The organism is Citrobacter sp. 21OH12SH02A-Citro, from assembly GCF_027919895.1.
Lineage (GTDB): Bacteria > Pseudomonadota > Gammaproteobacteria > Enterobacterales > Enterobacteriaceae > Citrobacter > Citrobacter braakii.
On record NZ_CP114801.1, the window covers coordinates 2,504,870 to 2,531,269 of the forward strand.

The window sequence follows — 26,400 nt, forward strand, 5'->3', positions numbered from 1 at the left end:
AAAGTATGTTGTAACTAAAATGGTAAATCTATGGCCCGTTATGATCTCGTCGACCGCCTGAACGGCACCTTCCGCCAGATGGAGCAAGAGCTGGCGCTTCTGAACGACAATCTGTTGCAGCAAACGCTGCTGATTGCGCGCGTCTTCTCGTTACCGGAAGTAGTCAAAGAGGCAGAGCATGCCCCACTGCAGAACATTGATGTTAAGCAACATTTAGGTAAAGAGGCTGAAACGCTGGCGCTACGCCACTATCGTCATCTGTTTATCCAGCAACAGTCCGAGAATCGTAGCAGCAAAGCGGCCGTCCGCCTGCCAGGCGTACTGTGTTATCAGGTAGATAACGCAGTTCAGCGCGCTCTGGAAGAGCAAATACAGCGTATTAACCAGCTAAAAACTACCTTCGAGCGCATTGTCACGGTGGAATCAGGACTGGCACCGGCAGCGCGTTTTGAATGGGTGCATCGCCACCTGCCGGGACTGATTACGCTGAATGCCTATCGTACGCTCACCCTTGTCAGAGAGCCTGCCACCCTGCGATTTGGCTGGGCCAACAAACACATTATTAAAAATCTGAAACGCGATGAAGTACTACAACAACTGGAAAAAAGCCTGACGTCGCCGCGCAGCGTACATCCCTGGACGCGGGAAGAGTGGCAGGCGAAGCTTGAACGGGAATATCAGGATGTCGCCGCCCTGGGCCAGCAGGCGCGCCTGAAGATTAAACGGCCGGTAAAAGTGCAGCCCATCGCCCGCGTCTGGTACAAAGGAGAACAAAAGCAGGTGCAATATGCCTGCCCGACGCCCTTGATCGCGTTGATCAACAATGAAAACGGCATGACCGTACCAGATATCGGCGAGTTACTGAATTATGATGCCGACAATGTTCAGCATCGTTTTAAACCTCAGGCGCAGCCGTTGAGATTGATTATTCCCCGGCTGCACCTGTACGTTGCGGATTAACTGCCTGACCGCATACTGCCAACCATCAGTTCCGGGCGTACCCAGCTGTCAAACTCCGCTTCGGTTAGATACCCCAGCGCCAGGGCGGAGGCTTTTAACGTCAGCCCCTCTTTGTGCGCCTTTTTGGCAATTTCAGCGGCTTTATCATAACCGATATGTGTATTGAGCGCGGTCACCAGCATTAGCGACTCGTTGAGCAGTTGATCGATTCGTTCACGATTAGGCTCGATTCCTGTCGCGCAGTGCTCGTTAAAGCTTTCCATACCGTCAGCCAGCAGACGCACCGACTGCAGGAAATTGTGGATGACCATTGGTCGGTAAACGTTGAGCTCAAAATTACCTGACGCTCCGCCCATGTTGATGGCGACATCGTTGCCCATTACCTGACAGCAAAGCATGGTCAGCGCTTCACACTGGGTAGGATTGACCTTACCCGGCATAATGGAGCTGCCCGGTTCATTTTCAGGAATCGAAATTTCGCCAATCCCGCAACGTGGACCGGATGCCAGCCAGCGCACATCGTTGGCGATTTTCATCAGCGATGCCGCCAACCCTTTTAGCGCGCCGTGGGCGTGAACCAGTGCATCGCAGGTAGCTAGCGCTTCAAATTTATTCGGTGCGGTAACGAACGGCGCACAGGTAATGTCCCGCAATTCATCCGCGACCCGACGGGCATATTCCGGATGCGTGTTCAGTCCGGTCCCTACCGCGGTTCCTCCCAGCGCCAGTTCCGCCACGTGGGGTAAGTTGTTTTCAATGTGTCTGAGGTTATGTTCAAGCATTGCCACCCAGCCGGAAATCTCCTGGCCGAGCGTAAGCGGGGTTGCATCTTGCAGATGTGTACGACCAATTTTGACGATATCCGCGAAAGCGTGTGATTTATCACTGAGCGTTTTGGTTAACACATTTAACTGCGGGATCAGTGAGTTACGCAGTGCCAGCAGCGCGGCAACGTGCATTGCGGTCGGGAACACATCATTCGAGCTTTGGCTTTTATTAACATCATCGTTGGGGTGAACTTTCCGTTCCATCCCCCGCACGCCGCCCAGCAACTCGCTGGCCCGGTTTGCCAGCACCTCGTTCATGTTCATATTGCTTTGTGTTCCTGACCCGGTTTGCCAGATGGCCAGCGGAAACTCATCGCGGTGTTTATCCGCCAACACCTCATCTGCGGCCTGCATAATAGCCCTGGCTTTATCCTCCGCCAGTAGCCCGAGATCCTGGTTAACCTTTGCTGCGGCGCGTTTCGTCAGCGCCAGCGCATGGATCAGCGAGACCGGCATTTTCTCCGTAGAGATACGAAAATGCTCCAGCGAACGTTGGGTTTGCGCGCCCCAAAGCTTATCGGCTGGAACATCAATCGCCCCCATTGAATCATTCTCGCGGCGTACCGTTACCATTACCTGCTCCTTACATTAACAATTGATTAGGTTATGTTTCGACATTGCCCATTTGCATTGGTCTTATGAGTATTAACGAGGATTAATCTGTCGTTTGGTGGTTCGTGCGGTAAAAAAAAACCGCCCCGAAGGGCGGCTGACGTTACTTAACGCAGCGTGCGCACTGCGACGTCTGAATCTGTTTGAAGAAATCGTTGCCTTTGTCATCCACCAGGATAAACGCCGGGAAATCTTCCACTTCAATTTTCCAGATGGCTTCCATCCCCAGTTCAGGGTATTCCACACACTCCAGACTCTTGATACTGCCCTGGGCCAGCACCGCTGCCGGGCCGCCGATGCTGCCTAAGTAGAAGCCGCCATGCTTATGACAGGCATCGGTCACCTGCTGGCTGCGGTTGCCTTTCGCCAGCATGATCATGCTGCCACCTGCGGACTGAAGCTGGTCAACATACGAATCCATACGCCCTGCCGTGGTTGGTCCAAGCGAACCAGAGGCATAGCCTTCCGGCGTTTTTGCCGGGCCAGCGTAATAGATCGGATGATCTTTAACATACTGCGGCAAACTTTCGCCGTTATCCAGCCGTTCTTTCAGTTTCGCATGCGCAATATCACGGCCAACAATAATGGTGCCGTTAAGCGACAGACGTGTAGAAACCGGGTACTGCGACAACTGGGCCAGGATCTCTTTCATCGGACGATTGAGGTCAACGCGTACCGCTTCGCCTTCTCCCGCCTGGCGCAACTCTTCTGGTATATATTTGCCTGGATTATGCTCCAGTTTTTCGATCCAGATACCTTCACGGTTGATCTTAGCTTTGATATTTCGATCGGCTGAGCAAGAAACGCCCATACCAACCGGACACGACGCACCGTGACGCGGCAGGCGGATCACGCGGATATCATGAGCGAAGTACTTCCCGCCGAACTGCGCGCCCAGCCCCAAATTCTGTGCCTCAATCAGCAGCTCTTTTTCCAGCTCCACATCGCGGAATGCCTGACCATGTTCGTTACCTTCGGTCGGCAGCTCATCGTAATATTTAGCCGACGCCAGTTTCACCGTTTTCAGCGTGGCTTCCGCTGAGGTTCCACCGATCACAAACGCAATGTGATACGGCGGGCAAGCCGCTGTTCCCAGCGTTCGCATCTTCTCAACCAGGTAATTTTTTAATTTGCCCGGCGTGAGCAGCGCTTTGGTCTCCTGGTACAGATAGGTTTTGTTCGCCGAACCACCGCCTTTGGCAATACACAGGAATTTGTATTCATCGCCATCGACGGTATACAAATCTATCTGTGCCGGCAGGTTGGTACCGGTGTTCACCTCTTTATACATATCCAGCGCGGCGTTTTGTGAATAGCGCAGGTTGTCTTCGATGTAGGTGTTATACACACCGCGCGCCAGCGCAGCTTCATCACCGCCGCCGGTCCAGACGCGCTGACCTTTTTTACCCACGATAATCGCGGTGCCGGTGTCCTGACAGGTCGGCAAAATACCTTTTGCCGCAATATCAGAATTCCGCAGGAATTGCAGGGCCACATATTTGTCGTTTTCGCTGGCCTCCGGGTCACGCAGAATGTCGGCCACCTGCTGCTGATGCGCAGGACGCAGCATAAACGATGCATCATGGAAGGCCTGACGAGCCAGCAGCGTTAAGGCTTGCGGCGCGACTTTAACAATCTCCTGCCCTTCAAATTCGGCAACGGAGACATGGTCGCTGGTCAGCAGATAGTATTCGGTATCATCCTTTTTGAGGGGGAAAGGATGCTGATAATGAAAGGGTTTGTTTGACATTGTGCTCTCACTTACTGCTCGGTCTGGTTATTCTCTGGGCAGATGTTCCATTGCCCTGCTTCCCTGCCGCAGGTCGGGTTGTAGAAGGAAAGGCTTTCTGCAACCGGAATTACTCAGGGTATTAAAAGCGAGTCACCATATCCTACACAATTTTTTAACAAAAACTGAGACAAGTACGACTTTTTACATGTGCAGGTTACTTCGCTCAGGGTTTCTTGGTTTAATAGCCGTAGAAAATTCCACATTGAAACAGGGCTTGAGAATGCAAAAACTCATCAACTCAGTGCAGAACTACGCCTGGGGAAGTAAAACTGCGTTAACGGAACTTTATGGGATTGCCAACCCCAATCAGCAACCGATGGCTGAGCTGTGGATGGGCGCGCATCCGAAAAGCAGTTCGCAGGTTCTGAACGCTGACGGCCAGACGGTCGCTCTGCGTGATGTCATCGAACACGATAAATCCGCACTGTTAGGCGATGCCGTTGCGAAACACTTTGGTGAACTGCCTTTCCTGTTTAAAGTGCTGTGCGCCGCGCAACCTCTTTCGATTCAGGTTCATCCTAACAAGCACAACTCTGAAATCGGATTTGCCAAAGAAAACGCGGCGGGGATCCCGATGGATGCCGCCGAGCGCAATTACAAAGATCCTAACCACAAACCTGAACTGGTTTTTGCTTTGACACCGTTCCTGGCGATGAACGCATTCCGCGAGTTCTCAGACATTGTCGCATTGTTACAACCGGTGTCCGCCGCGCATCCGGCGATTGCGCATTTCCTGCAGGAACCGAGCGCGGAACGTCTGAGCTATCTTTTCGCCAGCTTGCTGAATATGCAGGATGAGGAGAAATCCCATGCGCTGGCGATCCTGAAATCGGCGCTGAACAGCCAGCAGGGTGAACCGTGGCAAACCATTCGCCTGATCGCCGATTTCTATCCGAATGACAGCGGGCTCTTCTCCCCGCTGCTGCTCAATGTGGTGAAACTCAATCCTGGCGAAGCGATGTTCTTATTTGCCGAAACCCCACACGCCTACCTGCAAGGTGTGGCGCTGGAGGTAATGGCTAACTCGGACAACGTGCTGCGCGCCGGACTGACGCCAAAATACATTGATATCCCGGAGCTGGTCGCCAACGTTAAGTTTGTCGCCAAGCCAGCCAATCAACTGCTGACCACGCCAGTTAAGACTGACAGCGAACTGGACTTCCCCATTCCGGTCGACGATTTCGCGTTCTCCTTGCATGAACTGACCGCCAATGGCGCAGATATCAGCCAGCAAAGTGCGGCCATTTTGTTCTGCATCGAAGGTGAAGCTGTGCTGAGCAAGGGCGAGCAGCGTCTGGTGCTGCAGCCGGGTGAGTCGGCCTTTATTAGCGCGAATGAATCGCCGGTAAACGTCAGCGGCACGGGCCGTTTAGCTCAGGTTTATAACAAGCTGTAGCAAGATACTGATATTTTTAACAACTCTTGCTAAGCTGTAGTGAGTTAAAGACATGTCACTCCTCCAGGCGTCTTCAAACGCCTGGTTTTATTTTATGGATATCAAAATGAAAAAATCGCTGGTAGCTGCGGGTGTGGTGGTTGCACTGGGTATCGTCTGGACGGGCGGCGCCTGGTACACAGGAAAGAAACTCGAAACGCATCTCGCCGAGATGGTGACGCAGGCAAACGATCAGTTAAAACGCTACTCCCCAGAGGCGGGCATTGAACTGAGTTATCAAAACTACCAGCGCGGCGTGTTCAATAGCCAACTGCAGTTGGTGGTTAAACCTGTCGCCGGTCAGGCAGATTCCTGGCTGAAACCGGGACAAAGCATCGTCCTGAATGAAACCGTGGATCACGGTCCTTTCCCGCTGGCTCAGCTGAAATCACTGAATCTTGTTCCGGCAATGGCCTCCGTGAAAACGACGCTGGTCAATAACGACGTGACGAAACCGCTGTTTGATATTGCCAAAGGTGAGACGCCATTCATCATTAATTCCCGTATTGGCTACAGTGGGGATACCCGTTCCGATCTCTCCCTCAAACCGCTGAACTACGAGAAAGGCGACGAAAAAGTGGCCTTTAGCGGCGGGGAGTTCCAGTTTACGGCAGATAAGGATGGTAATGCGGTGTCGCTGACTGGCGAGGCGCAAAGTGGCCTGGTTAATGCCGTCAATGAGTATGATCAGAAAGTACAAGTTACTTTCAATAACCTGAAAACTGAAGGTTCCAGCAGTATCGCAAGCTTTGGTGAGCGCATCGGCGATCAGAAATTGTCCCTCGAAAAACTGTCGATTTCAGTCGAGGGCAAAGAGCTGGCGGTGCTGGAAGGCATGGGTATCGATGGCAAATCCGATCTGATTAACGATGGCAAAACCGTCAACAGCCAGTTGGATTACACCCTGAACAGCCTTAAATTGCAGGGCCAGGATATGGGGAGCGGTAAGCTGACGTTAAAAGTTGGCCAGATTGACGGTGAAGCACTGCACCAGTTCAGCCAGCAGTACAGCGCCCAAACCAAAGCGCTGATGGCGCAGATTGATGTGGTCCAAAATCCTGAGCTTTATCAGCAGAAAGTCACCGAAGCCTTCTTTAATGCGCTACCGATTCTGATGAAAGGCGAACCGGTTGTCACCATTGCTCCACTGAGCTGGAAGAATGCAAAAGGTGAAACCACATTTAATCTGTCACTGCTGCTAAAAGATCCGACCGCAAACACGGTGGATCCGCAAACGCTGGCCCAGGAAGTGGATCGTTCCGTCAAATCGCTGGATGCGAAACTGACCATCCCTGTCGATATGGCGACTGAGTTCATGACGCAAATTGCCAAACTGGAAGGATATCAGCAGGAAGAAGCGGCTGGTCTGGCGAAGCAACAGGTTAATGGCCTGGCGGCGATGGGTCAGATGTTCCGCATTACGACTTTGCAGGACAACGTTATCGGCACCAGCCTGCAATACGCAAACGGCCAGGTGACGCTGAACGGACAAAAAATGCCGCTGGATGAGTTTGTTGGTATGTTCGGTATGCCTTCTCTTACACAGCCGGATGCCCCTGCCATCCCGCAACAATAATCACTCGTCGGTGACAGGCCCGATAACAGTGTTTATCGGGCTTTTTTATTTCGCCGCCACCAGACGAGCGGAAAGCGTCAGATTGCGTGAATGACCTTCATCGTGGGCAATGCGTTGTAGCATACGTTCAGCAAGGGTGTATCCCATTTCACGCGCGGGCGAACAGGCCCAGGTAATCGGGATATCGTCCAACGCGTTTTCCGCCACATCAGCGAATCCGGCCAACGATATTTGCTGTTCGAAATAGCGATCGACACCAATTTCGCCACTCTGACGTCCTGCTCTCATCAAGCCAAACCAGGCGCCTATGGCGATTATTTCGTTGTAGCACACCACCGCGCTGATCGTGGGATTGCGGCGTAACAGCGCCGTTACCTCTTCTGCGGCTTGCTTCTGGCTGGATGAGCACTCCAGCACCCAGTCGCTATGAAACGGTAAACCATATTTTAGTAACGTTGCACAATAGCCGCCGACGCGCTCTGCGCGAGTCAATGAAGAACTCTGCCCGCCCAGCCAGGCAATACGCTGGTGTCCGTGGCGGATAAGATGTTCAACCAGTAACTGTGCAGCCTGCATGTTATCGGGCCTGACGGTGTCTGCGTCATCCATGTAGCTGGCGCGGGATGCAAATACCACCGGGATCCCTTTATCAGCGGCCAACTGTTGCAGTGCATCACTGCTGCCAGCGGCCCCGGCAATGACCACGCCATCCACCCCCTGGTTGAGTAACATCGCGAAACGCTGCGCCAGCTGCTCCCCATCTTTACCGCCGTGCAGTAAGAAGACCATGCGCCCCTGCGCTTCTAACGCTTCCGTCAGACCCGCCGTCAGCTCGGCGTAAAACGGCGTTGAAAGATCGCGTACAATCAAACCAACTACTCCGCTCTGCCCGCCGCGCAGCGCTGATGCCTGGCGGTTACGCACAAACCCCAGTTGCTCAATAGCAGCATTCACCCGCTCCCCAGTCGCTGATGAAATTCGCCCTTTTCCACTGAGCACCAATGAGACGGTGCTGACCGAAACCCCCGCAGCCAGCGCAACATCATGGATGGTTATTTTTTTGGCTATAGCCATAAAAACAGAAAACTCCCTGATAACGTGACGGATAAAACGTTTTATCAATCACTTATATTTATACCCCCTATTATCGTTCGATAATGTGATTTATACCGCACTAAAATTAGGTAAAACGTTTTATCTTCTCGCCATCATTAGTCAGCTAGCCTTTACAAGGAGTCGTTTGATGACGGCGAGAACCACACCAAAAATAACGTTATGGGAATTTTTCCAGCAGTTGGGCAAAACCTTTATGCTGCCTGTAGCGCTGCTTTCATTTTGCGGGATCATGTTGGGGATCGGCAGCTCGTTGAGTAGCCATGATGTCTTGACGCTGATCCCGGCGTTGGGGAATCCGGTGCTTCAGGCCATCTTTACCTGGATGAGTAAAGTTGGCTCATTTGCGTTTAGCTTCCTGCCAGTCATGTTCTGTATTGCCATTCCTCTGGGCCTGGCGCGCGAGAACAAAGGCGTTGCGGCGTTTGCCGGTTTTGTCGGTTATGCGGTCATGAACCTCGCCGTCAATTTCTGGTTAACCGCCAAAGGTATCTTACCCACCACAGATGCGGCGATCCTGAAAGCCAACAACGTGCAAAACATTCTGGGGATCCAGTCGATCGACACCGGGATCCTCGGTGCCGTTATTGCCGGGATCATTGTCTGGATGCTGCATGAACGCTTCCACAACATTCGTCTGCCGGATGCGCTGGCGTTTTTCGGTGGTACGCGCTTTGTGCCTATCATCTCCTCGGTGGTGATGGGATTGGTCGGGCTGGTCATTCCCCTGATTTGGCCGGTTTTCGCCATGGGCATTACCGGACTCGGTCACATCATCAATAGCGCGGGGGAATTTGGTCCTATGCTGTTTGGCACCGGTGAGCGTCTGCTGCTGCCTTTTGGCCTGCACCATATTCTGGTGGCACTCATTCGCTTCACCGAAGCTGGCGGCACACAGGAAGTCTGCGGCCATAGCGTGAGCGGCGCACTGACTATTTTCCAGGCTCAACTGAGCTGCCCGACAACGCAAGGTTTCTCTGAAAGCGCAACACGTTTCCTGTCCCAGGGTAAAATGCCGGCGTTCCTCGGCGGTTTACCGGGTGCGGCATTAGCCATGTACCACTGCGCACGCCCTGAAAATCGTCATAAAATTAAAGGGTTATTAATTTCTGGTCTGATTGCCTGTGTCATCGGCGGTACAACTGAACCACTCGAGTTCTTATTCCTGTTCGTCGCTCCGGTTCTGTATGTAATCCACGCCCTGCTAACCGGTCTTGGCTTCACCGTGATGGCGGTGCTTGGCGTCACTATCGGTAACACTGACGGTAACCTGATTGACTTCGTGGTGTTCGGCATCCTGCACGGATTGTCCACCAAGTGGTACCTGGTCCCTGTTGTCGCGGCTATCTGGTTTGCGGTGTACTACATGATCTTCCGCTTCGCCATCACGCGTTTCAATTTGAAGACGCCGGGCCGTGAAGTCGAAATTGCCAGCAATATCGAAAAAGTAATGGCCGGAGCGCCTGGTAAATCAGGTTACAACGTCCCTGCTATTCTGGCGGCGCTGGGCGGCGCAGAAAACATTGTCAGCCTGGATAATTGCATCACCCGTCTGCGCTTGTCAGTGAAAGATATGTCGCTTGTTAACGTACAGGCTCTGAAGGACAATCGTGCCATTGGCGTAGTACAACTCAATCAGCATAACCTTCAGGTCGTTATCGGTCCGCAGGTCCAGTCAGTGAAAGACGAGATCGCGGTTCTGATGAACACCGTACAGGCTTAAGGACAACAATATGTTTGATTTTTCAAAGGTTGTGGACAGGCACGGTACCTGGTGTACTCAGTGGGATTACGTTGCCGACCGTTTTGGTTCAGCCGACCTGCTGCCATTCACCATCTCCGATATGGATTTTGCCACCGCACCTTGCATTCTGGAGGCGCTGACTCAGCGCCTGTCACATGGCGTGTTGGGTTACAGCCGCTGGAAAAATGATGAGTTTCTGGCGGCGATAAGCCACTGGTTTCTTTCGCGACATAACACCCAAATAGATCCTCAGTCGCTGGTATATGGCCCCTCGGTCATCTATATGGTGTCGGAGTTGATCCGCCAGTGGTCATCCGTGGGCGATGCGGTGGTTATCCATACTCCGGCGTACGATGCGTTTTACAAAGCGATTGAAGGTAATCAGCGACAGGTACGCGCAGTCGGACTGGAAAAACGCGCCGACGGCTGGTTTTGTGACATGGTTGCGCTGGAGAAAGCCCTGTCTCGACCTGAAAGCAAAATTCTTCTGCTTTGCAGCCCACAAAACCCAACGGGTAAAGTGTGGACGCGCGACGAGCTGGAAGCCATGGCAGAACTGTGTCAGCGCCATGGTGTAAAAGTCATCTCCGATGAGATTCATATGGATATGGTATGGTCAGACCGGCCGCACATCCCGTGGAGTAACGTCGCGCGTGGCAGTTGGGCACTGCTCACTTCCGGCTCAAAGAGTTTTAATATTCCGGCATTAACCGGGGCTTACGGACTCATTGAAGATGCTCAAAGCCGCAACGATTACCTCAGCGCGTTAAAAGGCCGCGATGGTCTTTCCTCGCCTGCGGTGCTGGCGCTTAGCGCACATATTGCCGCTTATCAACAGGGTGCAAGTTGGCTTGATGCGCTGCGCGATTATCTTGCCAGCAATCTGCATTACGTTGCGCGTGAGCTTAATGCCGCATTCCCCGAACTCAACTGGCAGATTCCGCAATCCACCTATCTGGCATGGATTGACCTGCGTCCGCTCAATATTGATGACCATGCCTTGCAGGATGTTCTCATCCACCAGCAGAAAGTGGCTATCATGCCGGGATACACCTACGGAGAAGAAGGTCGCGGTTTTGTACGCCTCAATGCCGGATGCCCAAGATCCAAGCTTGAAAAAGGCGTTCAGGGGCTGATTAACGCCATCCGTTCTGTACGTTAATTAAGCTTGCGCAATGAAATTATTCATTGCGCAACATAGCTTTTTATCCCGATTTTTTCATATAATACGACGCACTTTACCTAAATACACGAGTGCGACCATGATTGATACTTCCCTCCCCCTGACCGACGTCCATCGCCACCTTGATGGTAACATCCGTGCCCAAACGATCCTGGATCTGGGTCGTCAGTTCAATTTAACGCTTCCGGCACAAACGCTGGAGACGCTGATCCCTCATGTGCAAGTCACATCAACTGAGCCGGATTTAGTGAGCTTTTTATCCAAGCTTGACTGGGGCGTGAAGGTACTGGCCTCGCTGGATGCGTGTCGCCGCGTGGCATTTGAGAATATTGAGGATGCAGCACGTAACGGCCTGCACTATGTAGAATTACGTTTTTCACCCGGCTATATGGCGATGGCGCATCAGCTCCCGGTTGCGGGCGTGGTTGAAGCCGTCATTGCCGGCGTACGCGAGGGCTGCAAGACCTTTGGCGTCGAAGCTCGCTTAATTGGCATTATGAGCCGTACCTTCGGCGAAACCGCCTGCCTGCAGGAACTGGATGCGCTGTTAGCCCACCGTGACCATATTACGGCGCTGGATCTGGCGGGTGACGAACTGGGTTTCCCGGGCAGTCTGTTCCTGTCGCATTTCAATCAGGCGCGCGACGCCGGCTGGCGTATTACCGTACATGCGGGCGAAGCCGCGGGACCAGAAAGTATCTGGCAGGCCATTAAAGAGCTGGGCGCAGAACGTATTGGTCACGGCGTAAAAGCCGTTGAAGATCGTGCGTTGATGGATTACCTCGCCGAACACCGTATCGGCATCGAATCCTGCCTGACATCGAACATTCAGACCAGCACCGTAGCCTCTCTGGCAACCCACCCACTGAAAACATTCCTTGAGCATGGCGTTTTAGCCAGTTTGAATACGGACGATCCGGCGGTACAGGGTGTGGATATTATTCACGAGTACACCATTGCCGCGCCAGCGGCAGGACTCACGCGCGAACAGATCCGTCAGGCGCAAATCAACGGCCTGGAAATGGCATTTCTGAGTAACGAAGAAAAACGTGCCCTGCGCGAGAAAGTCGCCGCAGCGTGACGGTTAAAGTGCCGGATGCGATGCTGAGCATCGCCATCCGGCATTTGCCTAATCAGGCAAGGCACAACGTCGAGCGATGTTTCGCCGATTCAAGACCCAGCTCAATCAGCTCCATGATTTGAATAGCTTGTCTCGCCGGTACCGGGTTTTCACCATGACCATTTAGCGCATCACGAATGCCAGCATAGTACGCCGGGTAATTACCCGGTACAGTCAGCCAGGTCTCTTCAACCTGCTCTTCGCCTTCTATTCGCGTCAACACGCCATCGCGCATGTCATAACCCCAGTCTTCCTGAGGCAGTCGCTCGCCATTTTTCAGGCGCTCTTCCTGCGGGTCAAGACCATACTTCACATAGCTGCCACGCGATCCGTGCACGATATAACGGGCCGACTCCGCGGCAGCGAGCATGGTGCCGTGCAGAATCACACGACGCTGCGGGTAAGTCAGGATGGCATGGAAGTAATCCGTCGCTTGCGCACCTGGGCGGAGCTGAGCCAGATCTACCGTCATGCTGACGGGCAAACCAAACAGGTTAATCGCCTGATCCAGAAGATGCGGAGCTAAATCATACCAGATGCCGCTTCCCGGCCCCCCCTGTTCACGCCAGCGGTCACGAACCTGCGGGCGGAATCGATCGAAATGGGATTCGAAATACGCCACCTCCCCCAAAACGCCATCCGCCAGCAGGGCTTTCAACGTCAGAAAATCACTGTCCCAACGGCGGTTATGGAAAACGGACAGCACACGGCCAAGGCTACGCGCCAACGCATCCAGTTCGCGTGCTTGTGACAGTGTCACGGTGAAAGGCTTATCAACAACCACATGTTTGCCCGCTTCCAGCGCAGCCTTCGCTAACGGGAAGTGAGTGTCATTAGGCGTGGGGATCACAATCAGGTCGATATTCGGATCGTTAAAAAGGTGTTTAGGCTCAGCAACAACCGCCACCGTTGGCCAGTCTGCCTTCACTTTTGCTTCATCACTACTGGAAACCGCAGCCAGTTCGAGGCCCGGTGTGCCCACAATCAGGGGGGCATGGAAGGTTTTACTGGCGTAACCATAGCCAATTAGCCCAACGCGGATGTTGTCACTCATGTTATAGCCTCTCAATTCAGGACTGACCTATTTCACACCATACCCTGCAACGTCTCAATAGTTTAATAACCATTGCGCTACAAAGGTTGTTTATTAACTTAAGTCAAACATATGCCACTTATGCTTAACTTGCAGCGAAAAAGAGGGAGAAATCGTTCCCAATTATCTTGCTGTATTATTGAGAGATTAGTAACATTTGCAGCCTGTGTTTATGGATAAATCAAAGCAAATGTCATCAGTAATGAATCGTCTTATTGAATTAGCAGGTTGGATTGTTCTCACCGTCTCTGTGATCCTGCTGGGTGTTGCCAATCATATTGACAATTACCAGCCACCGGAGCCCGTTGCTGCTGTGCAGAAGAAATAAGCATCTGCAGTCCCTTATAACCCGGCAATTAACATCGAGTAACGGCAGGGGTTGGCTGCAAAAGATCGAATTTTGTCAAAAAAAGAGAATAATGCCGCATCCCACTCCGGTGCATATTGCCTGCTGTAGCGAAGCGCGTTACCCTTACCGCAGGTGCGCATAGCGCCTGCTTTTCCACAGGTATGAACACTCTTCTCACATTTGCGCGTCAATCCGCTTTTACCTGTGCATGTTGTTTATTATTTATATTTACTACTCCGTTGGTATTATTTTATTAATATGGATTTCCATTTATGACTGTTCAGGATTACTTATTAAAATTCCGCAAAATCAGTTCACTCGAAAGTCTGGAAAAACTGTTCGACCATCTTAACTACACGCTCACCGACGATAGCGACATTATCAATATGTATCGCGCTGCAGACCATCGCCGTGCGGAGCTTATCTCAGGAGGTCGTCTGTTTGATGTTGGTCAGGTACCCAAATCAGTCTGGCATTACGTGCAATAAAGAAGAAAGTAGCGCTCAACGTTAAAAGCTTTATAATAATTGCCCCAAAATGAATGGCATGTTTGATTGCGCGCGTAAACCTGGAGAAGAGATGACTACCACACCGGCACAACGTATCGGGGGCTGGCTACTTGGGCCACTGGCCTGGCTGTTAGTCGCATTGTTGAGCGCTTCGCTGGCGTTATTACTTTATGTCACTGCGCTGGCTACACCGCAAACCTTCCAAACGCTGGGTGCGCAAAGTACGGCAAATTTGCTGTTATGGGGCGTCTCTTTTATTACCGCGATTGCCATGTGGTATTACACGCTGTGGCTGACGATTGCGTTTTTCAAACGCAGAGCCTGTGTGCCTAAGCATTATATTCTATGGCTGCTGATCTCCGTGTTACTGGCGATTAAAGCGTTTGCGTTTTCACCGGTTCCGGACGCCTTTGCCGTGCGCCAACTGCTGTTCCCATTGCTGGCTGCAGCACTGCTGGTGCCCTATTTCAAACGCTCGCAACGCGTTAAATCGACGTTTGTGAATCCGTAATAACCCTACAGTTAACCTGTTGTCGCCTGTTGTAGATTGTCAGATAATAGGCGGCTTTTTTATTTCAGGCCGAAAAATGACTGATTACCTGCTGCTGTTTGTCGGAACTGTACTGGTCAATAACTTTGTACTGGTCAAGTTTCTGGGGCTCTGCCCGTTTATGGGCGTTTCCAAAAAACTGGAAACCGCAATGGGTATGGGCCTTGCCACGACGTTTGTCATGACACTGGCATCCATCTGCGCATGGCTGATTGACACCTGGATCCTCATTCCACTCAATCTCATCTATCTGCGCACGTTGGCTTTTATTCTGGTCATCGCCGTCGTCGTGCAATTTACCGAGATGGTTGTACGCAAAACCAGCCCTGCACTTTACCGCCTGTTGGGGATCTTCCTACCGCTGATCACCACTAACTGCGCGGTATTAGGCGTGGCGTTACTGAATATCAATCTCGGTCATAACTTTTTACAGTCGGCGCTATACGGTTTTTCCGCCGCCGTCGGCTTCTCGCTGGTGATGGTACTGTTCGCCGCCATCCGCGAACGCCTCGCCGTGGCGGACGTGCCTGCTCCGTTTCGCGGTAATGCGATTGCGCTGATTACCGCTGGTTTAATGTCATTGGCCTTTATGGGCTTTAGTGGTTTGGTGAAGTTGTAATGAATGCTATCTGGATTGCCGTTGCCGCAGTGAGTCTACTGGGTCTGGCGTTCGGCGCTATTTTGGGTTACGCCTCACGACGTTTTGCCGTCGAAGATGATCCTGTCGTGGAGAAAATTGATGAAATTCTCCCGCAAAGCCAGTGTGGACAATGCGGCTATCCGGGCTGTCATCCTTACGCTGAAGCGATCGGCTCTCAGGGCGAAAAAATCAACCGTTGCGCACCCGGAGGCGAAGCGGTGATGTTAAAAATTGCCGCCCTGCTGAACGTCGACCCGCAGCCGATTGATGGTGATGAACACGATGTTACCCCCGTGCGTATGCTGGCGGTCATTGATGAAAATAACTGTATCGGTTGTACAAAGTGCATTCAGGCCTGCCCGGTTGATGCGATCGTGGGCGCGACCCGCGCCATGCACACGGTGATGAGCGATCTCTGCACCGGGTGCAACCTGTGCGTTGATCCGTGCCCGACGCAATGTATCGAATTACGCCCGGTGGCCGAGACACCTGATAGCTGGAAATGGGATTTAAACACCATCCCTGTGCGCATCATTCCCGTGGAACAACATGTTTAAGTTATTCTCTGCATTCAGAAAAAACAAAATCTGGGACTTTGATGGCGGCATTCATCCACCAGAAATGAAGACCCAGTCGAACGGTACGCCGCTGCGACAGGTTCCGCTGGCGCCACGCTTTGTTATTCCGCTGAAACAACATATTGGCGCGGAGGGTGAGCTGTGCGTAAACGTTGGCGACACCGTGCTGCGTGGTCAGGCGTTAACCCTTGGGCGTGGTAAAATGCTTCCGGTACATGCGCCAACGTCAGGCACCGTTGTTGCTATTGCCCCGCATTCTACTGCACATCCATCGGCATTAGCTGAGCTGAGCGTTATTATTGACGCCGATGGCGAAGATCGCTGGATTGAGCGAGACGGCTGGGCCGATTACCGTTCCCGCAGCCGGGAAGAGCTGATCGCACGTATTCACCAGTTCGGCGTCGCCGGACTGGGTGGCGCGGGTTTTCCCACCGGCGTTAAGCTGCAGGGCGGCGGAGATAAAATTGAAACGCTGATCATTAACGCTGCTGAATGCGAGCCATACATTACGGCTGATGACCGCCTGATGCAGGACTGCGCGGCGCAGGTCGTCGAAGGTATCCGCATCCTGGCGCATATTCTTCAGCCACGCGAAATTCTACTGGGCATTGAAGATAACAAGCCACAGGCAATTTCCATGCTGCGCGCGGTGCTGGCTGATTCACACGATATCAGCTTACGCGTGATCCCCACCAAGTACCCGTCAGGCGGGGCCAAGCAGTTAACGCAAATCCTGACCGGCAAGCAGGTTCCGCACGGGGGACGCTCTTCAGATATCGGCGTGCTGATGCAAAACGTTGGAACCGCCTACGCGATTAAACGTGCGGTGATTGACGGAGAACCGATTACCGAGCGTGTCGTGACGCTGACCGGCGAAGCCGTCAGCCGTCCGGGCAACGTCTGGGCGCGTTTAGGCACGCCGGTTCGTCATCTGCTCAACGACGCGGGCTTCTGCCCTTCCGCCGACCAGATGGTGATTATGGGCGGGCCGCTGATGGGCTTTACGCTGCCTTGGCTGGATGTACCGGTGGTGAAGATAACCAACTGTCTTCTGGCGCCCTCTGCCAGTGAAATGGGAGAAACGCCGGAAGAGAAAGGCTGCATTCGCTGTAGCGCATGCGCCGATGCCTGTCCGGCCGATCTCCTGCCGCAACAGCTTTATTGGTTCAGTAAAGGGCAGCAGCACGACAAAGCAACGGCGCACAATATCGCGGACTGCATTGAATGCGGTGCCTGCGCCTGGGTATGCCCAAGCAATATTCCACTGGTGCAGTATTTCCGTCAGGAAAAAGCCGAGATTTATGCCATTAGTCAGGAAGAAAAACGTGCCGCTGAAGCGAAAGCGCGATTTGAAGCCCGACAGGCGCGACTCGAACGTGAAAAAGCAGCACGTCTTGAACGTCACAAAAGCGCTGCCGTTCAGCCTGCGGCTAAAGATCATGATGCCATTGCCGCCGCGCTGGCTCGCGTAAAAGAAAAGCAGGCTCAGGCAATGCAGCCGGTGGTCATTCAGGCTGGCGAAAAACCTGACAATAGTGCCGTGATTGCCGCACGCGAGGCGCGTAAGGCGCAAGCTCGCGCAACCCGGATGGGAAACCCTCCCCAAACTGGAGGCAACAGCACAGAGGTCGACCCGCGTAAAGCCGCCGTGGAAGCGGCTATCGCCCGCGCCAAAGCCCGCAAGCTTGAACAGGAAACCGTAACGGAAACAGCCGAACCGGTGGATCCGCGTAAAGCCGCCGTGGAAGCGGCTATCGCCCGCGCCAAAGCTCGCAAGCTCGAGCAGCAGGCGGTTACGGAAACAGCCGAACCGGTGGATCCGCGTAAAGCCGCCGTGGAAGCGGCTATCGCCCGCGCCAAAGCTCGCAAGCTCGAGCAGCAGGCGGTTACGGAAACAGCCGAACCGGTGGATCCGCGTAAAGCCGCCGTGGAAGCGGCTATCGCCCGCGCCAAAGCTCGCAAGCTCGAGCAGCAGGCGGTTACGGAAACAGTCGAACCGGTGGATCCGCGTAAAGCCGCCGTCGCGGCCGCTATTGCACGCGCTCAGGCAAAGAAAGCCGCCCAGCAGCAGGTTGTAAACGAGGAATAAATGGTATTCAGAATAGCAAGCTCCCCTTATACCCATAACCAGCGCCAGACATCGCGTATCATGATGCTGGTGTTACTGGCTGCATTGCCGGGGATCGCCGCTCAGCTGTGGTTCTTTGGCTGGGGTACATTGTTCCAGATAGTTCTGGCCGCCATCAGCGCTATCGCCGCCGAAGCGGGCGTGCTTAAACTGCGCAAACAACCCATTGTCGCGATTTTAAAAGACAACTCCGCATTGCTCACCGGATTACTGCTGGCCGTGAGTATTCCCCCGCTCGCCCCCTGGTGGATGGTAGTTTTAGGCACGGTATTCGCCGTTATCATTGCTAAACAGCTGTATGGCGGCCTCGGTCAGAACCCGTTTAACCCCGCCATGATTGGTTACGTGGTGCTGCTTATCTCATTCCCGGTACAGATGACAAGCTGGCTGCCGCCGCATGAAATTGCGGCGACTGTGCCTGGTTTTTTTGACGCCCTGAACGTTATCTTTAGCGGACATACCGCCAGTGGCGGGGATATGAACACGCTGCGTATGGGTATTGATGGTATCAGTCAGGCAACGCCTCTCGATACCTTTAAGACTTCGCTGCATGCGGGACGTACTGTTGAGCAGGTGATGCAATACCCAATCTACAGCGGCATGCTTGCAGGCGCTGGCTGGCAGTGGGTTAACCTTGCCTGGCTGGTGGGCGGCGTCGTGTTGCTATGGCAGAAAGCGATTCGCTGGCATATCCCGGTTAGCTTCCTGCTGTCGCTCGCCGTTTGTGCCACTTTAGGCTGGATTTTCTCGCCAGATTCGCTGGCCTCGCCTCAGTTGCACCTACTTTCCGGCGCGACCATGCTGGGTGCATTCTTTATTCTTACCGATCCCGTTACAGCATCAACAACCAACCGTGGCCGCCTGATTTTTGGCGCACTTGCGGGCCTGTTAGTGTGGTTGATTCGCAGTTTTGGCGGTTATCCTGATGGCGTGGCTTTTGCCGTATTGCTGGCAAATATCACGGTTCCCCTGATTGATTATTACACCCGCCCTCGCGTGTACGGACATCGCTAAGGACTCCCTATGCTGAAAACGATTCGTAAACACGGTATTACTCTGGCGCTGTTTGCAGCGGGCTCGACGGGGTTAACCGCGGCAATCAATCAATTAACCAAGTCCACCATTGATGAACAGGCCGCGCTGCAGCAAAAAACGCTGTTCGATCAGGTTCTGCCTGGCGATCGCTACAATAATAATTTGTCCGAAAGTTGTTATCTGGTCGATGCGCAGGCGTTGGGCAAAGGCACTCACCGAGTGTATATTGCCCGCCAGGACGATCGTCCCGTTGCAGCAATTCTTGAAGCTACGGCGCCAGATGGTTATTCCGGGGCGATTCAACTGCTGGTTGGTGTCGATTTTTCGGGTACCGTGTTGGGTACGCGGGTGACCGAACATCATGAAACGCCAGGGCTGGGTGATAAAATCGAACTGCGACTGTCCGACTGGATCACCCACTTTAGCGGCAAAACGATCGCTGCGGGTAACGACGCTCACTGGGCGGTGAAAAAAGACGGCGGCGACTTTGACCAGTTTACTGGCGCAACCATTACGCCGCGTGCGGTAGTTAATGCAGTAAAACGCGCCGGTTTGTATGCGCAGACGCTGCCCGCGCAACTTCCTCAACTTAGCGCCTGTGGAGAATAAACCATGAGCGAAATTAAAGACGTTATTGTCCAAGGGTTATGGAAAAATAACTCCGCGCTTGTGCAGTTACTCGGGATGTGTCCGCTGTTGGCCGTCACCTCGACCGCCACTAACGCGCTGGGCCTGGGACTCGCGACTACGCTCGTCCTGACGCTGACGAACCTGACGATTTCTGCCCTTCGTCGCTGGACACCGCCTGAAATACGTATTCCGATTTATGTCATGATCATCGCCTCCGTGGTGAGCGCGGTGCAAATGTTGATCAATGCCTACGCTTTTGGCCTGTATCAGTCTCTGGGCATTTTTATCCCGCTGATTGTGACCAACTGTATTGTTGTTGGCCGCGCTGAAGCCTTCGCAGCCAAAAAAGGCCCTGCGCTATCCGCACTCGATGGTTTTTCCATCGGCATGGGCGCAACTGGCGCCATGTTTGTTCTGGGCTCGCTACGTGAAATAATTGGTAACGGTACACTCTTTGATGGCGCAGACGGTTTGTTGGGTAGCTGGGCCAAAGTATTGCGCGTTGAGATCTTTCATACCGATACGCCGTTTCTGCTGGCCATGCTGCCACCAGGCGCGTTTATTGGCCTGGGTCTGATGCTGGCTGTTAAGTATCTGATTGATGAGAAAATGAAGAAACGTCGTGCCGAGGCGGCTGTCACGGACAGTCCGGCCGGTGAAACAGGGAATGTGTAATGAACAAAGCAAAACGGCTGGAAATACTGACGCGCCTGCGTGAGAACAATCCGCATCCGACAACCGAGCTAAATTTTTCATCGCCGTTCGAACTGCTGATTTCAGTCTTGCTCTCCGCGCAGGCCACCGATGTCAGCGTCAATAAAGCGACGGCTAAGCTCTACCCCATCGCCAATACGCCAGCCGCGATGCTGGAGCTTGGCGTTGAAGGGGTTAAGTCCTACATCAAGACAATCGGTTTGTTTAACAGCAAAGCGGAGAACGTGATTAAAACCTGCCGCATTCTGCTGGAGCAACATAATGGTGAAGTGCCTGAAGACCGGGCCGCATTAGAAGCCCTGCCCGGGGTTGGGCGAAAGACGGCTAATGTGGTGTTAAATACCGCCTTTGGCTGGCCCACTATTGCCGTAGATACCCATATTTTTCGCGTTTGTAATCGTACCCAGTTCGCACCGGGTAAAAACGTAGAGCAGGTTGAAGAGAAGCTGCTGAAAGTCGTACCCAGTGAATTTAAAGTCGATTGCCATCACTGGTTAATTCTTCATGGCCGCTACACCTGTATAGCCAGAAAGCCGCGCTGCGGTTCCTGCATTATCGAAGATCTTTGCGAATTCAAAGAGAAAGTCGATATCTGATGCTGCCGGGGCATACTGCTTGCCCCTCGCTAACATAACGATTAGTTATGCACTCCCCTGAGTTTATTTTCCCGACAATGATGCCGTTCAACCGCGCATATCTAATGCAATATTCTTGTTAATTAACACCTGAGCAGGTTAATCGTTTTTTTAGTAAAAGAAATTTCTATCTATACGTGATCCAGATCATCCAGATAACACAATGTTAAAAAATATTTATTTTTTAGTTAAAGTGACAATCAGATGACCTAACTGAACAGTTTCTAAACAAAACATTACACTGGCTATTTTTCAGATAATGGCCTATATCACTGGATTCAAGCGCAAATAGCAGAACATATCGCCACATTGCGGTTTTTACCCTGATTAAACAGTGTAAAAATCTGCCATTTTTCAAATGAAGAAATTTAACGCTAGATAACATTTCAAAGTCCCGACGATTTCACCAGTCATGATATATGTAACATATTATTACAAACCACTTGTCTGAATGGTCAAGATAGTGAACATTACTTGCCGTTTCCCCTCCCACTATAACAATCGGACGGATGAACTTGACTCATCACGTGCCTGAACACCCCCGTTGATATGGGATGTAAAAAAAGAGGTAAAAGTGTCTACTGCAAACAATAAACCAACAGAAAGCGTGAGTTTAAACGCCTTCAAACAACCAAAAGCGTTCTATCTCATTTTCTCTATTGAGCTGTGGGAGCGTTTTGGTTATTACGGCCTGCAAGGAATTATGGCCGTCTACCTGGTTAAACAACTGGGTATGTCAGAAGCGGATTCCATCACCCTTTTCTCGTCCTTTAGCGCCCTGGTGTACGGTCTGGTTGCCATTGGCGGCTGGTTAGGTGATAAAGTTCTGGGTACAAAACGTGTCATTATGCTGGGTGCCGTTGTCCTGGCCATCGGTTATGCGTTGGTAGCATGGTCTGGTCACGATGCGGGTATCGTTTATATGGGCATGGCGGCCATCGCGGTCGGTAACGGCCTGTTTAAAGCAAACCCATCATCCCTGCTCTCTACCTGCTATGCCAAAGATGACCCGCGTCTTGATGGTGCATTTACCATGTACTACATGTCCGTCAACATCGGTTCATTCTTCTCTATGCTGGCAACACCGTGGTTGGCTGCGCATTACGGCTGGAGCACCGCGTTCGCTCTGAGCGTCGTGGGTATGCTGATTACCGTTGTTAACTTCGCATTCTGTCAGCGCTGGGTTAAACAGTACGGTTCTAAACCTGACTTTGAGCCGATCAACTTCCGTAACCTGTTGCTGACTATTGTTGGCGTCGTGGTGCTGATCGCGATTGCAACCTGGTTGCTGCACAACCAGCAGATCGCACGTATGGTTCTGGGCGTCATTGCTCTGGGTATCGTGTTTATCTTCGGTAAAGAAGCATTCACCATGCACGGTGCTGCGCGTCGTAAAATGATCGTCGCCTTCATTCTGATGCTGGAAGCGATTATCTTCTTCGTGCTTTACAGCCAGATGCCGACCTCACTGAACTTCTTCGCGATTCGTAACGTTGAGCACTCTATTCTTGGCATTGCTTTCGAACCTGAGCAGTACCAGGCACTGAACCCATTCTGGATCATCATTGGTAGCCCAATCCTCGCCGCTATCTATAACAAGATGGGTGATACCCTGCCGATGCCAACCAAGTTTGCGATTGGTATGGTGCTGTGTTCCGGTGCGTTCCTGATCCTGCCTCTGGGTGCTAAATTCGCTACCGATGCGGGCATCGTTTCCGTTAACTGGCTGATCATCTGCTACGGTCTGCAAAGTATCGGTGAACTGATGATCTCCGGTCTGGGTCTGGCAATGGTGGCTCAGTTGGTTCCGCAACGCTTGATGGGCTTCATCATGGGTAGCTGGTTCCTGACCACTGCCGGTGCAAACATCATCGGTGGTTACGTAGCCAACATGATGGCTGTACCAGAGAACGTCACTGACCCGCTGATGTCCCTTGAAGTCTACGGTCGTGTGTTCCTGCAGATTGGTGTTGCTACGGCTGTTATCGCTGTTCTGATGCTGCTGACGGCACCGAAGCTGAATCGTATGACTCAGGACGATGACGTCAATGAGAAAGCCTCTAAGGCCGCGACAGCGTAATTCTCAGGGAAACTCTTTTTCAGGCCGCTAACTGGTGTTAGCGGCTTTTTTTTTGCCTGAGCTAGCACTACCATACGATATACCTCAGCCAAAAGGAGTTACCGATGAAACTGTTCTACAAACCGGGCGCTTGTTCTCTTGCTTCCCACATCACACTTCGTGAGAGCGGTAAAGATTTCACGCTGGATGGTGTTGATCTGATGAAGAAGCGTCTGGAAAACGGCGATGATTTTTTCGCGGTAAACCCAAAAGGGCAAGTTCCCGCGCTGCTGCTGGATGACGGTACGCTACTGACCGAAGGCGTCGCCATCATGCAATACCTGGCGGACACCGTTCCAGACCGTCAACTCCTTGCCCCGACCAGCAGCCTCTCCCGTTACAAAACCATTGAATGGCTTAACTACATTGCGACAGAACTGCATAAAGGCTTTACCCCACTGTTCCGTCCCGATACGCCTGAAGACTTCAAGCCAACCGTTCGCGCGCTGCTGGAGAAAAAAATGCAGTATGTGAACGACGCGCTGCAAGATAACCAATGGATCTGCGGTTCGCGCTTCAGCATTGCGGACGCCTATCTGTTCACCGTGCTGCGTTGGGCCTATGCGGTTAAGCTGAATATGGCAGGGTTAAGTAATATCGATGCGTATATGGCGCGTATGGCTGAACGTCCGGCGGTTGCCGCGGCGTTGAAAGCAGAAGGGTTAAATTAATTGTTGTTGCCGGGTAGCGCTTGCGCTTACCCGGCCTTCAGCCAAACGCAGGCCCGATAAGCGTGAGCGCCATCGGGCATTGCTTACAGCTGCGTCGCGCTGAAGTAGTGTTCAGGCTTCGCGATACAATCCTGCGCAGCCACGACCTGCAGCTCATACTCGTGCATTTTTTTGGTGGCAATCATCACTTCGTACACCGCCGCCGTCACGTGCTCCAGCGCCTGCTGTAAAGACGCGCCCTGCAGCAGTTTAACCAACAATAAGCCACTGGTGACATCACCCACGCCAACCGGTTGACGAGCGCCAAAATCGACTAACGGTCGGCTGATATGCCACGCCTGTTCAGCAGTAACTAACAGCATCTCGAAACGATCTGCGCTGATACCCGCGCGAGCCAGGTGCTTCACCAGCACAATTTCTGGTCCCTGAGCGATGAGTTCACGCGCTGCCGCCACGGCCTCATTGACATTGTTCACTGCATGCTCGCACAGAATTTCGAGCTCAACTAAATTCGGGGCGATAATATCGCTGGCCGGAAGTGCATGGCGTACATGAAACTCCGCTACGCCCGGCGCGACGATACACCCTTTTTCCGGATGCCCCATCACCGGGTCACAAAAATATTTCGCCTGCGGATTGGCCGCTTTTACTTTGCGTACAATACCCAGAATATGCTCGCCCTGTTCAGCCGAGCCAAGATAGCCGCTCAGTACTGCGTCACAAGTCTGGAGTTTATCGATATCGGCAATGCCCTGGACAATGTCAGTCAGATGACTCGGCGGCATAACGCAACCGGTCCATTTGCCGTACTGTGTGTGGTTAGAAAACTGAACGGTATTCAGCGGCCAGACATTTGCGCCAAGACGACGCATTGGGAATTCTGCTGCACTGTTGCCCGCATGACCAAAAACAACGTGGGACTGGATGGCGAGGATATTCTTCATTTTACTTACCACAACCCTGAAAAAATAAAGGGGCATAGTTTCCCACGCCCCTGCTAACTAAATCTTACTTCCAGCAAATCAGACAATAGTTCTTCTTGCCACGGCGCAGTAAGGTGTAGCGCCCGAACAGGATATCACTCTCTTGGAAGAAATATTCCGGATCGGATTGCTTCTCACCGTTGATGGTCACCGCATTAGACGCGATAGTCTTACGTGCCTGGCCGCGAGAAGGTTGCAGCTCGGAGTCCACCAGCGCCTGCATCAGATCGGCACCTTTGTCCATCTCGATCATCGGCACGCCATCTTGCGCCAGCTGTTCGAAATCCGCTTCGCTCAAATCGCTCAGATTACCGTTGAACAAGCTTTCGGTAATACGTTTTGCCGCTACCAGCCCTTCTTCGCCGTGAACCAGACGCGTTACTTGCTCAGCCAGAACATACTGGGCGCGCGGCGCTTTACCGCTATTTTTATCTTCTTCTTCCAGCGCATTGATCTCTTCAATGTCCATGAAGGTGAAGAATTTCAGGAAGCGATAAACATCCGCATCGGCGGTATTGATCCAGAACTGGTAGAATTTGTACGGACTGGTTTTCTTCGGATCCAGCCACACAGCGCCGCCTTCCGTTTTACCGAATTTCGTACCGTCAGCTTTAGTGATCAACGGAACGGTCAGACCAAACACCTGGTTCTGGTGCAGGCGACGGGTCAAATCGATACCCGAAGTAATGTTGCCCCACTGGTCAGAACCGCCAATCTGCAGCGCAACACCGTGCAGTTTGTTCAGGCAGGCAAAGTCATAACCCTGCAGCAGGTTGTAAGAAAACTCGGTAAAAGAGATCCCCTGATCGTCACGGTTCAGACGCTGCTTCACCGCTTCTTTGTTGATCATCTGGTTAACGGAGAAGTGTTTGCCGATATCACGCAGGAAAGTCAGTACATTCATACTGCCAAACCAGTCATAGTTGTTCGCAGCAATCGCCGAGTTGTCGCCACAGTCGAAATCGAGGAACGGTGCAACCTGTTTGCGGATTTTATCCACCCACTCCTGCACGGTGTCTTCGGTATTCAGTTTACGCTCAGCGGCTTTAAAGCTCGGGTCACCAATCAGACCGGTTGCGCCGCCCACCAGTGCGACAGGTTTATGGCCTGCCTGCTGGAAGCGTTTCAGGCATAACAATGGAACCAGATGCCCCAAATGCAAGCTGTCAGCGGTAGGATCGAAGCCGCAATAGAGCGCGATCGGGCCTTGCGCCAGTCGCTCTGCTAACGCTTCCTCGTCCGTCACCTGGGCCACCAGCCCCCGCTCTTGCAATTGTTTAATCAAGTTACTGCTTGCCATCAAAATCTCCATGTATAAAACGACTGCACCTTAGCCGGTACACGACTTTTCGCCTGATGCGAAAGAAACATAGAATAAAGCGCCGGATTGTTCAGCACCAGCGC

General features: G+C 52.5%; 24 protein-coding genes. 18 read left to right on the top strand and 6 right to left on the bottom strand.

Annotated elements, in window-relative coordinates:
* Positions 1 to 30: 30 nt before the first annotated feature.
* Positions 31 to 960 carry a DNA replication terminus site-binding protein gene (gene tus / locus O6D90_RS12120; RefSeq protein ID WP_016156446.1) on the top strand — a complete coding sequence of 310 codons (930 nt, stop codon included), beginning with the start codon at positions 31 to 33 and terminating at the stop codon, positions 958 to 960.
* On the opposite strand, the gene fumC is transcribed toward tus, so the two are convergent.
* Both fumC and fumB read right to left on the bottom strand, forming a co-directional pair.
* Complete coding sequence (fumC, locus tag O6D90_RS12125; protein WP_016156445.1) at positions 957 to 2,360, bottom strand: class II fumarate hydratase; 1,404 nt, start codon at positions 2,358 to 2,360, stop codon at positions 957 to 959. The genes tus and fumC overlap by 4 nt on opposite strands.
* A gap of 142 nt (positions 2,361 to 2,502) precedes the next feature.
* Positions 2,503 to 4,149, bottom strand: a complete 1,647-nt coding sequence (gene fumB, locus O6D90_RS12130; protein WP_016153017.1) for a class I fumarate hydratase — start codon at positions 4,147 to 4,149, stop codon at positions 2,503 to 2,505.
* Between the two features lie 262 nt (positions 4,150 to 4,411).
* Between fumB and manA the strand changes: the two genes are divergently transcribed.
* The gene (gene manA, locus O6D90_RS12135; RefSeq protein WP_016156444.1) at positions 4,412 to 5,587 is read left to right on the top strand and encodes a mannose-6-phosphate isomerase; all 1,176 of its coding nucleotides are present in this window, start codon (positions 4,412 to 4,414) and stop codon (positions 5,585 to 5,587) included.
* A gap of 106 nt (positions 5,588 to 5,693) precedes the next feature.
* Positions 5,694 to 7,202 carry a YdgA family protein gene (locus tag O6D90_RS12140; RefSeq protein ID WP_032931310.1) on the top strand — a complete coding sequence of 503 codons (1,509 nt, stop codon included), beginning with the start codon at positions 5,694 to 5,696 and terminating at the stop codon, positions 7,200 to 7,202.
* Between the two features lie 45 nt (positions 7,203 to 7,247).
* On the opposite strand, the gene O6D90_RS12145 is transcribed toward O6D90_RS12140, so the two are convergent.
* A complete protein-coding gene (locus O6D90_RS12145; RefSeq protein WP_016153014.1) occupies positions 7,248 to 8,276 on the bottom strand; it encodes a Mal regulon transcriptional regulator MalI in 1,029 nt (342 codons plus the stop codon).
* Between the two features lie 169 nt (positions 8,277 to 8,445).
* Here O6D90_RS12145 and malX point away from each other — a divergent pair, with 169 nt between their 5' ends.
* The 3 genes from malX (at position 8,446) to add (ending at position 12,323) form a co-directional block, all read left to right on the top strand.
* Positions 8,446 to 10,038, top strand: coding sequence for a maltose/glucose-specific PTS transporter subunit IIBC (gene malX / locus O6D90_RS12150; protein WP_016156442.1), 1,593 nt, complete (start codon positions 8,446 to 8,448; stop codon positions 10,036 to 10,038).
* A 10-nt stretch (positions 10,039 to 10,048) separates the two neighbouring features.
* On the top strand, positions 10,049 to 11,221 hold the full coding sequence (locus O6D90_RS12155) for a MalY/PatB family protein (protein ID WP_019076740.1): 1,173 nt from the start codon (positions 10,049 to 10,051) through the stop codon (positions 11,219 to 11,221).
* A 100-nt stretch (positions 11,222 to 11,321) separates the two neighbouring features.
* Positions 11,322 to 12,323, top strand: a complete 1,002-nt coding sequence (gene add / locus O6D90_RS12160; protein ID WP_016156440.1) for an adenosine deaminase — start codon at positions 11,322 to 11,324, stop codon at positions 12,321 to 12,323.
* 52 nt (positions 12,324 to 12,375) lie between these two features.
* Here the strand turns inward: add and O6D90_RS12165 are convergent, their stop codons facing one another.
* Positions 12,376 to 13,416, bottom strand: coding sequence for an oxidoreductase (locus tag O6D90_RS12165; protein WP_016153010.1), 1,041 nt, complete (start codon positions 13,414 to 13,416; stop codon positions 12,376 to 12,378).
* Between the two features lie 241 nt (positions 13,417 to 13,657).
* Here O6D90_RS12165 and blr point away from each other — a divergent pair, with 241 nt between their 5' ends.
* From blr to gstA, 12 genes are all read left to right on the top strand, one after another.
* Positions 13,658 to 13,783, top strand: a complete 126-nt coding sequence (blr, locus tag O6D90_RS12170) for a division septum protein Blr (protein ID WP_019076739.1) — start codon at positions 13,658 to 13,660, stop codon at positions 13,781 to 13,783.
* Between the two features lie 293 nt (positions 13,784 to 14,076).
* Entirely contained in the window at positions 14,077 to 14,292 is a 216-nt protein-coding gene (ydgT, locus tag O6D90_RS12175) for a transcription modulator YdgT (protein ID WP_003832804.1), read from the top strand.
* Positions 14,293 to 14,383: 91 nt separating this feature from the next.
* Complete coding sequence (locus O6D90_RS12180) at positions 14,384 to 14,824, top strand: DUF2569 domain-containing protein (RefSeq protein ID WP_016153009.1); 441 nt, start codon at positions 14,384 to 14,386, stop codon at positions 14,822 to 14,824.
* A 76-nt stretch (positions 14,825 to 14,900) separates the two neighbouring features.
* Positions 14,901 to 15,482 carry an electron transport complex subunit RsxA gene (gene rsxA, locus O6D90_RS12185; protein ID WP_003029144.1) on the top strand — a complete coding sequence of 194 codons (582 nt, stop codon included), beginning with the start codon at positions 14,901 to 14,903 and terminating at the stop codon, positions 15,480 to 15,482.
* Complete coding sequence (gene rsxB, locus O6D90_RS12190; protein WP_006684670.1) at positions 15,482 to 16,060, top strand: electron transport complex subunit RsxB; 579 nt, start codon at positions 15,482 to 15,484, stop codon at positions 16,058 to 16,060. The genes rsxA and rsxB overlap by 1 nt, the downstream gene beginning before the upstream one ends.
* Complete coding sequence (gene rsxC / locus O6D90_RS12195; protein ID WP_088582957.1) at positions 16,053 to 18,170, top strand: electron transport complex subunit RsxC; 2,118 nt, start codon at positions 16,053 to 16,055, stop codon at positions 18,168 to 18,170. Before rsxB ends, rsxC begins: the two co-directional genes overlap by 8 nt.
* Positions 18,171 to 19,223, top strand: a complete 1,053-nt coding sequence (rsxD, locus tag O6D90_RS12200; protein ID WP_016156437.1) for an electron transport complex subunit RsxD — start codon at positions 18,171 to 18,173, stop codon at positions 19,221 to 19,223. It begins immediately after the preceding gene.
* A 9-nt stretch (positions 19,224 to 19,232) separates the two neighbouring features.
* Positions 19,233 to 19,853: an electron transport complex subunit RsxG gene (gene rsxG / locus O6D90_RS12205; protein ID WP_016153006.1), complete on the top strand. Its 621-nt coding sequence runs from the start codon at positions 19,233 to 19,235 to the stop codon at positions 19,851 to 19,853.
* Between the two features lie 3 nt (positions 19,854 to 19,856).
* Positions 19,857 to 20,549 carry an electron transport complex subunit E gene (locus O6D90_RS12210; protein WP_016153005.1) on the top strand — a complete coding sequence of 231 codons (693 nt, stop codon included), beginning with the start codon at positions 19,857 to 19,859 and terminating at the stop codon, positions 20,547 to 20,549.
* On the top strand, positions 20,549 to 21,184 hold the full coding sequence (gene nth, locus O6D90_RS12215; RefSeq protein ID WP_016156436.1) for an endonuclease III: 636 nt from the start codon (positions 20,549 to 20,551) through the stop codon (positions 21,182 to 21,184). The genes O6D90_RS12210 and nth overlap by 1 nt, the downstream gene beginning before the upstream one ends.
* Positions 21,185 to 21,797: 613 nt before the next feature.
* Positions 21,798 to 23,303 (top strand): dipeptide/tripeptide permease DtpA, encoded by a 1,506-nt coding sequence (dtpA, locus tag O6D90_RS12220; protein WP_016153003.1) that lies wholly within the window; start codon positions 21,798 to 21,800, stop codon positions 23,301 to 23,303.
* A gap of 104 nt (positions 23,304 to 23,407) precedes the next feature.
* The gene (gstA, locus tag O6D90_RS12225; protein WP_016153002.1) at positions 23,408 to 24,013 is read left to right on the top strand and encodes a glutathione transferase GstA; all 606 of its coding nucleotides are present in this window, start codon (positions 23,408 to 23,410) and stop codon (positions 24,011 to 24,013) included.
* Positions 24,014 to 24,096: 83 nt separating this feature from the next.
* On the opposite strand, the gene pdxY is transcribed toward gstA, so the two are convergent.
* Both pdxY and tyrS read right to left on the bottom strand, forming a co-directional pair.
* Positions 24,097 to 24,957 carry a pyridoxal kinase PdxY gene (gene pdxY / locus O6D90_RS12230; protein ID WP_019076734.1) on the bottom strand — a complete coding sequence of 287 codons (861 nt, stop codon included), beginning with the start codon at positions 24,955 to 24,957 and terminating at the stop codon, positions 24,097 to 24,099.
* A gap of 64 nt (positions 24,958 to 25,021) precedes the next feature.
* Positions 25,022 to 26,296 carry a tyrosine--tRNA ligase gene (tyrS, locus tag O6D90_RS12235; protein ID WP_003836431.1) on the bottom strand — a complete coding sequence of 425 codons (1,275 nt, stop codon included), beginning with the start codon at positions 26,294 to 26,296 and terminating at the stop codon, positions 25,022 to 25,024.
* Positions 26,297 to 26,400 lie beyond the last annotated feature (104 nt).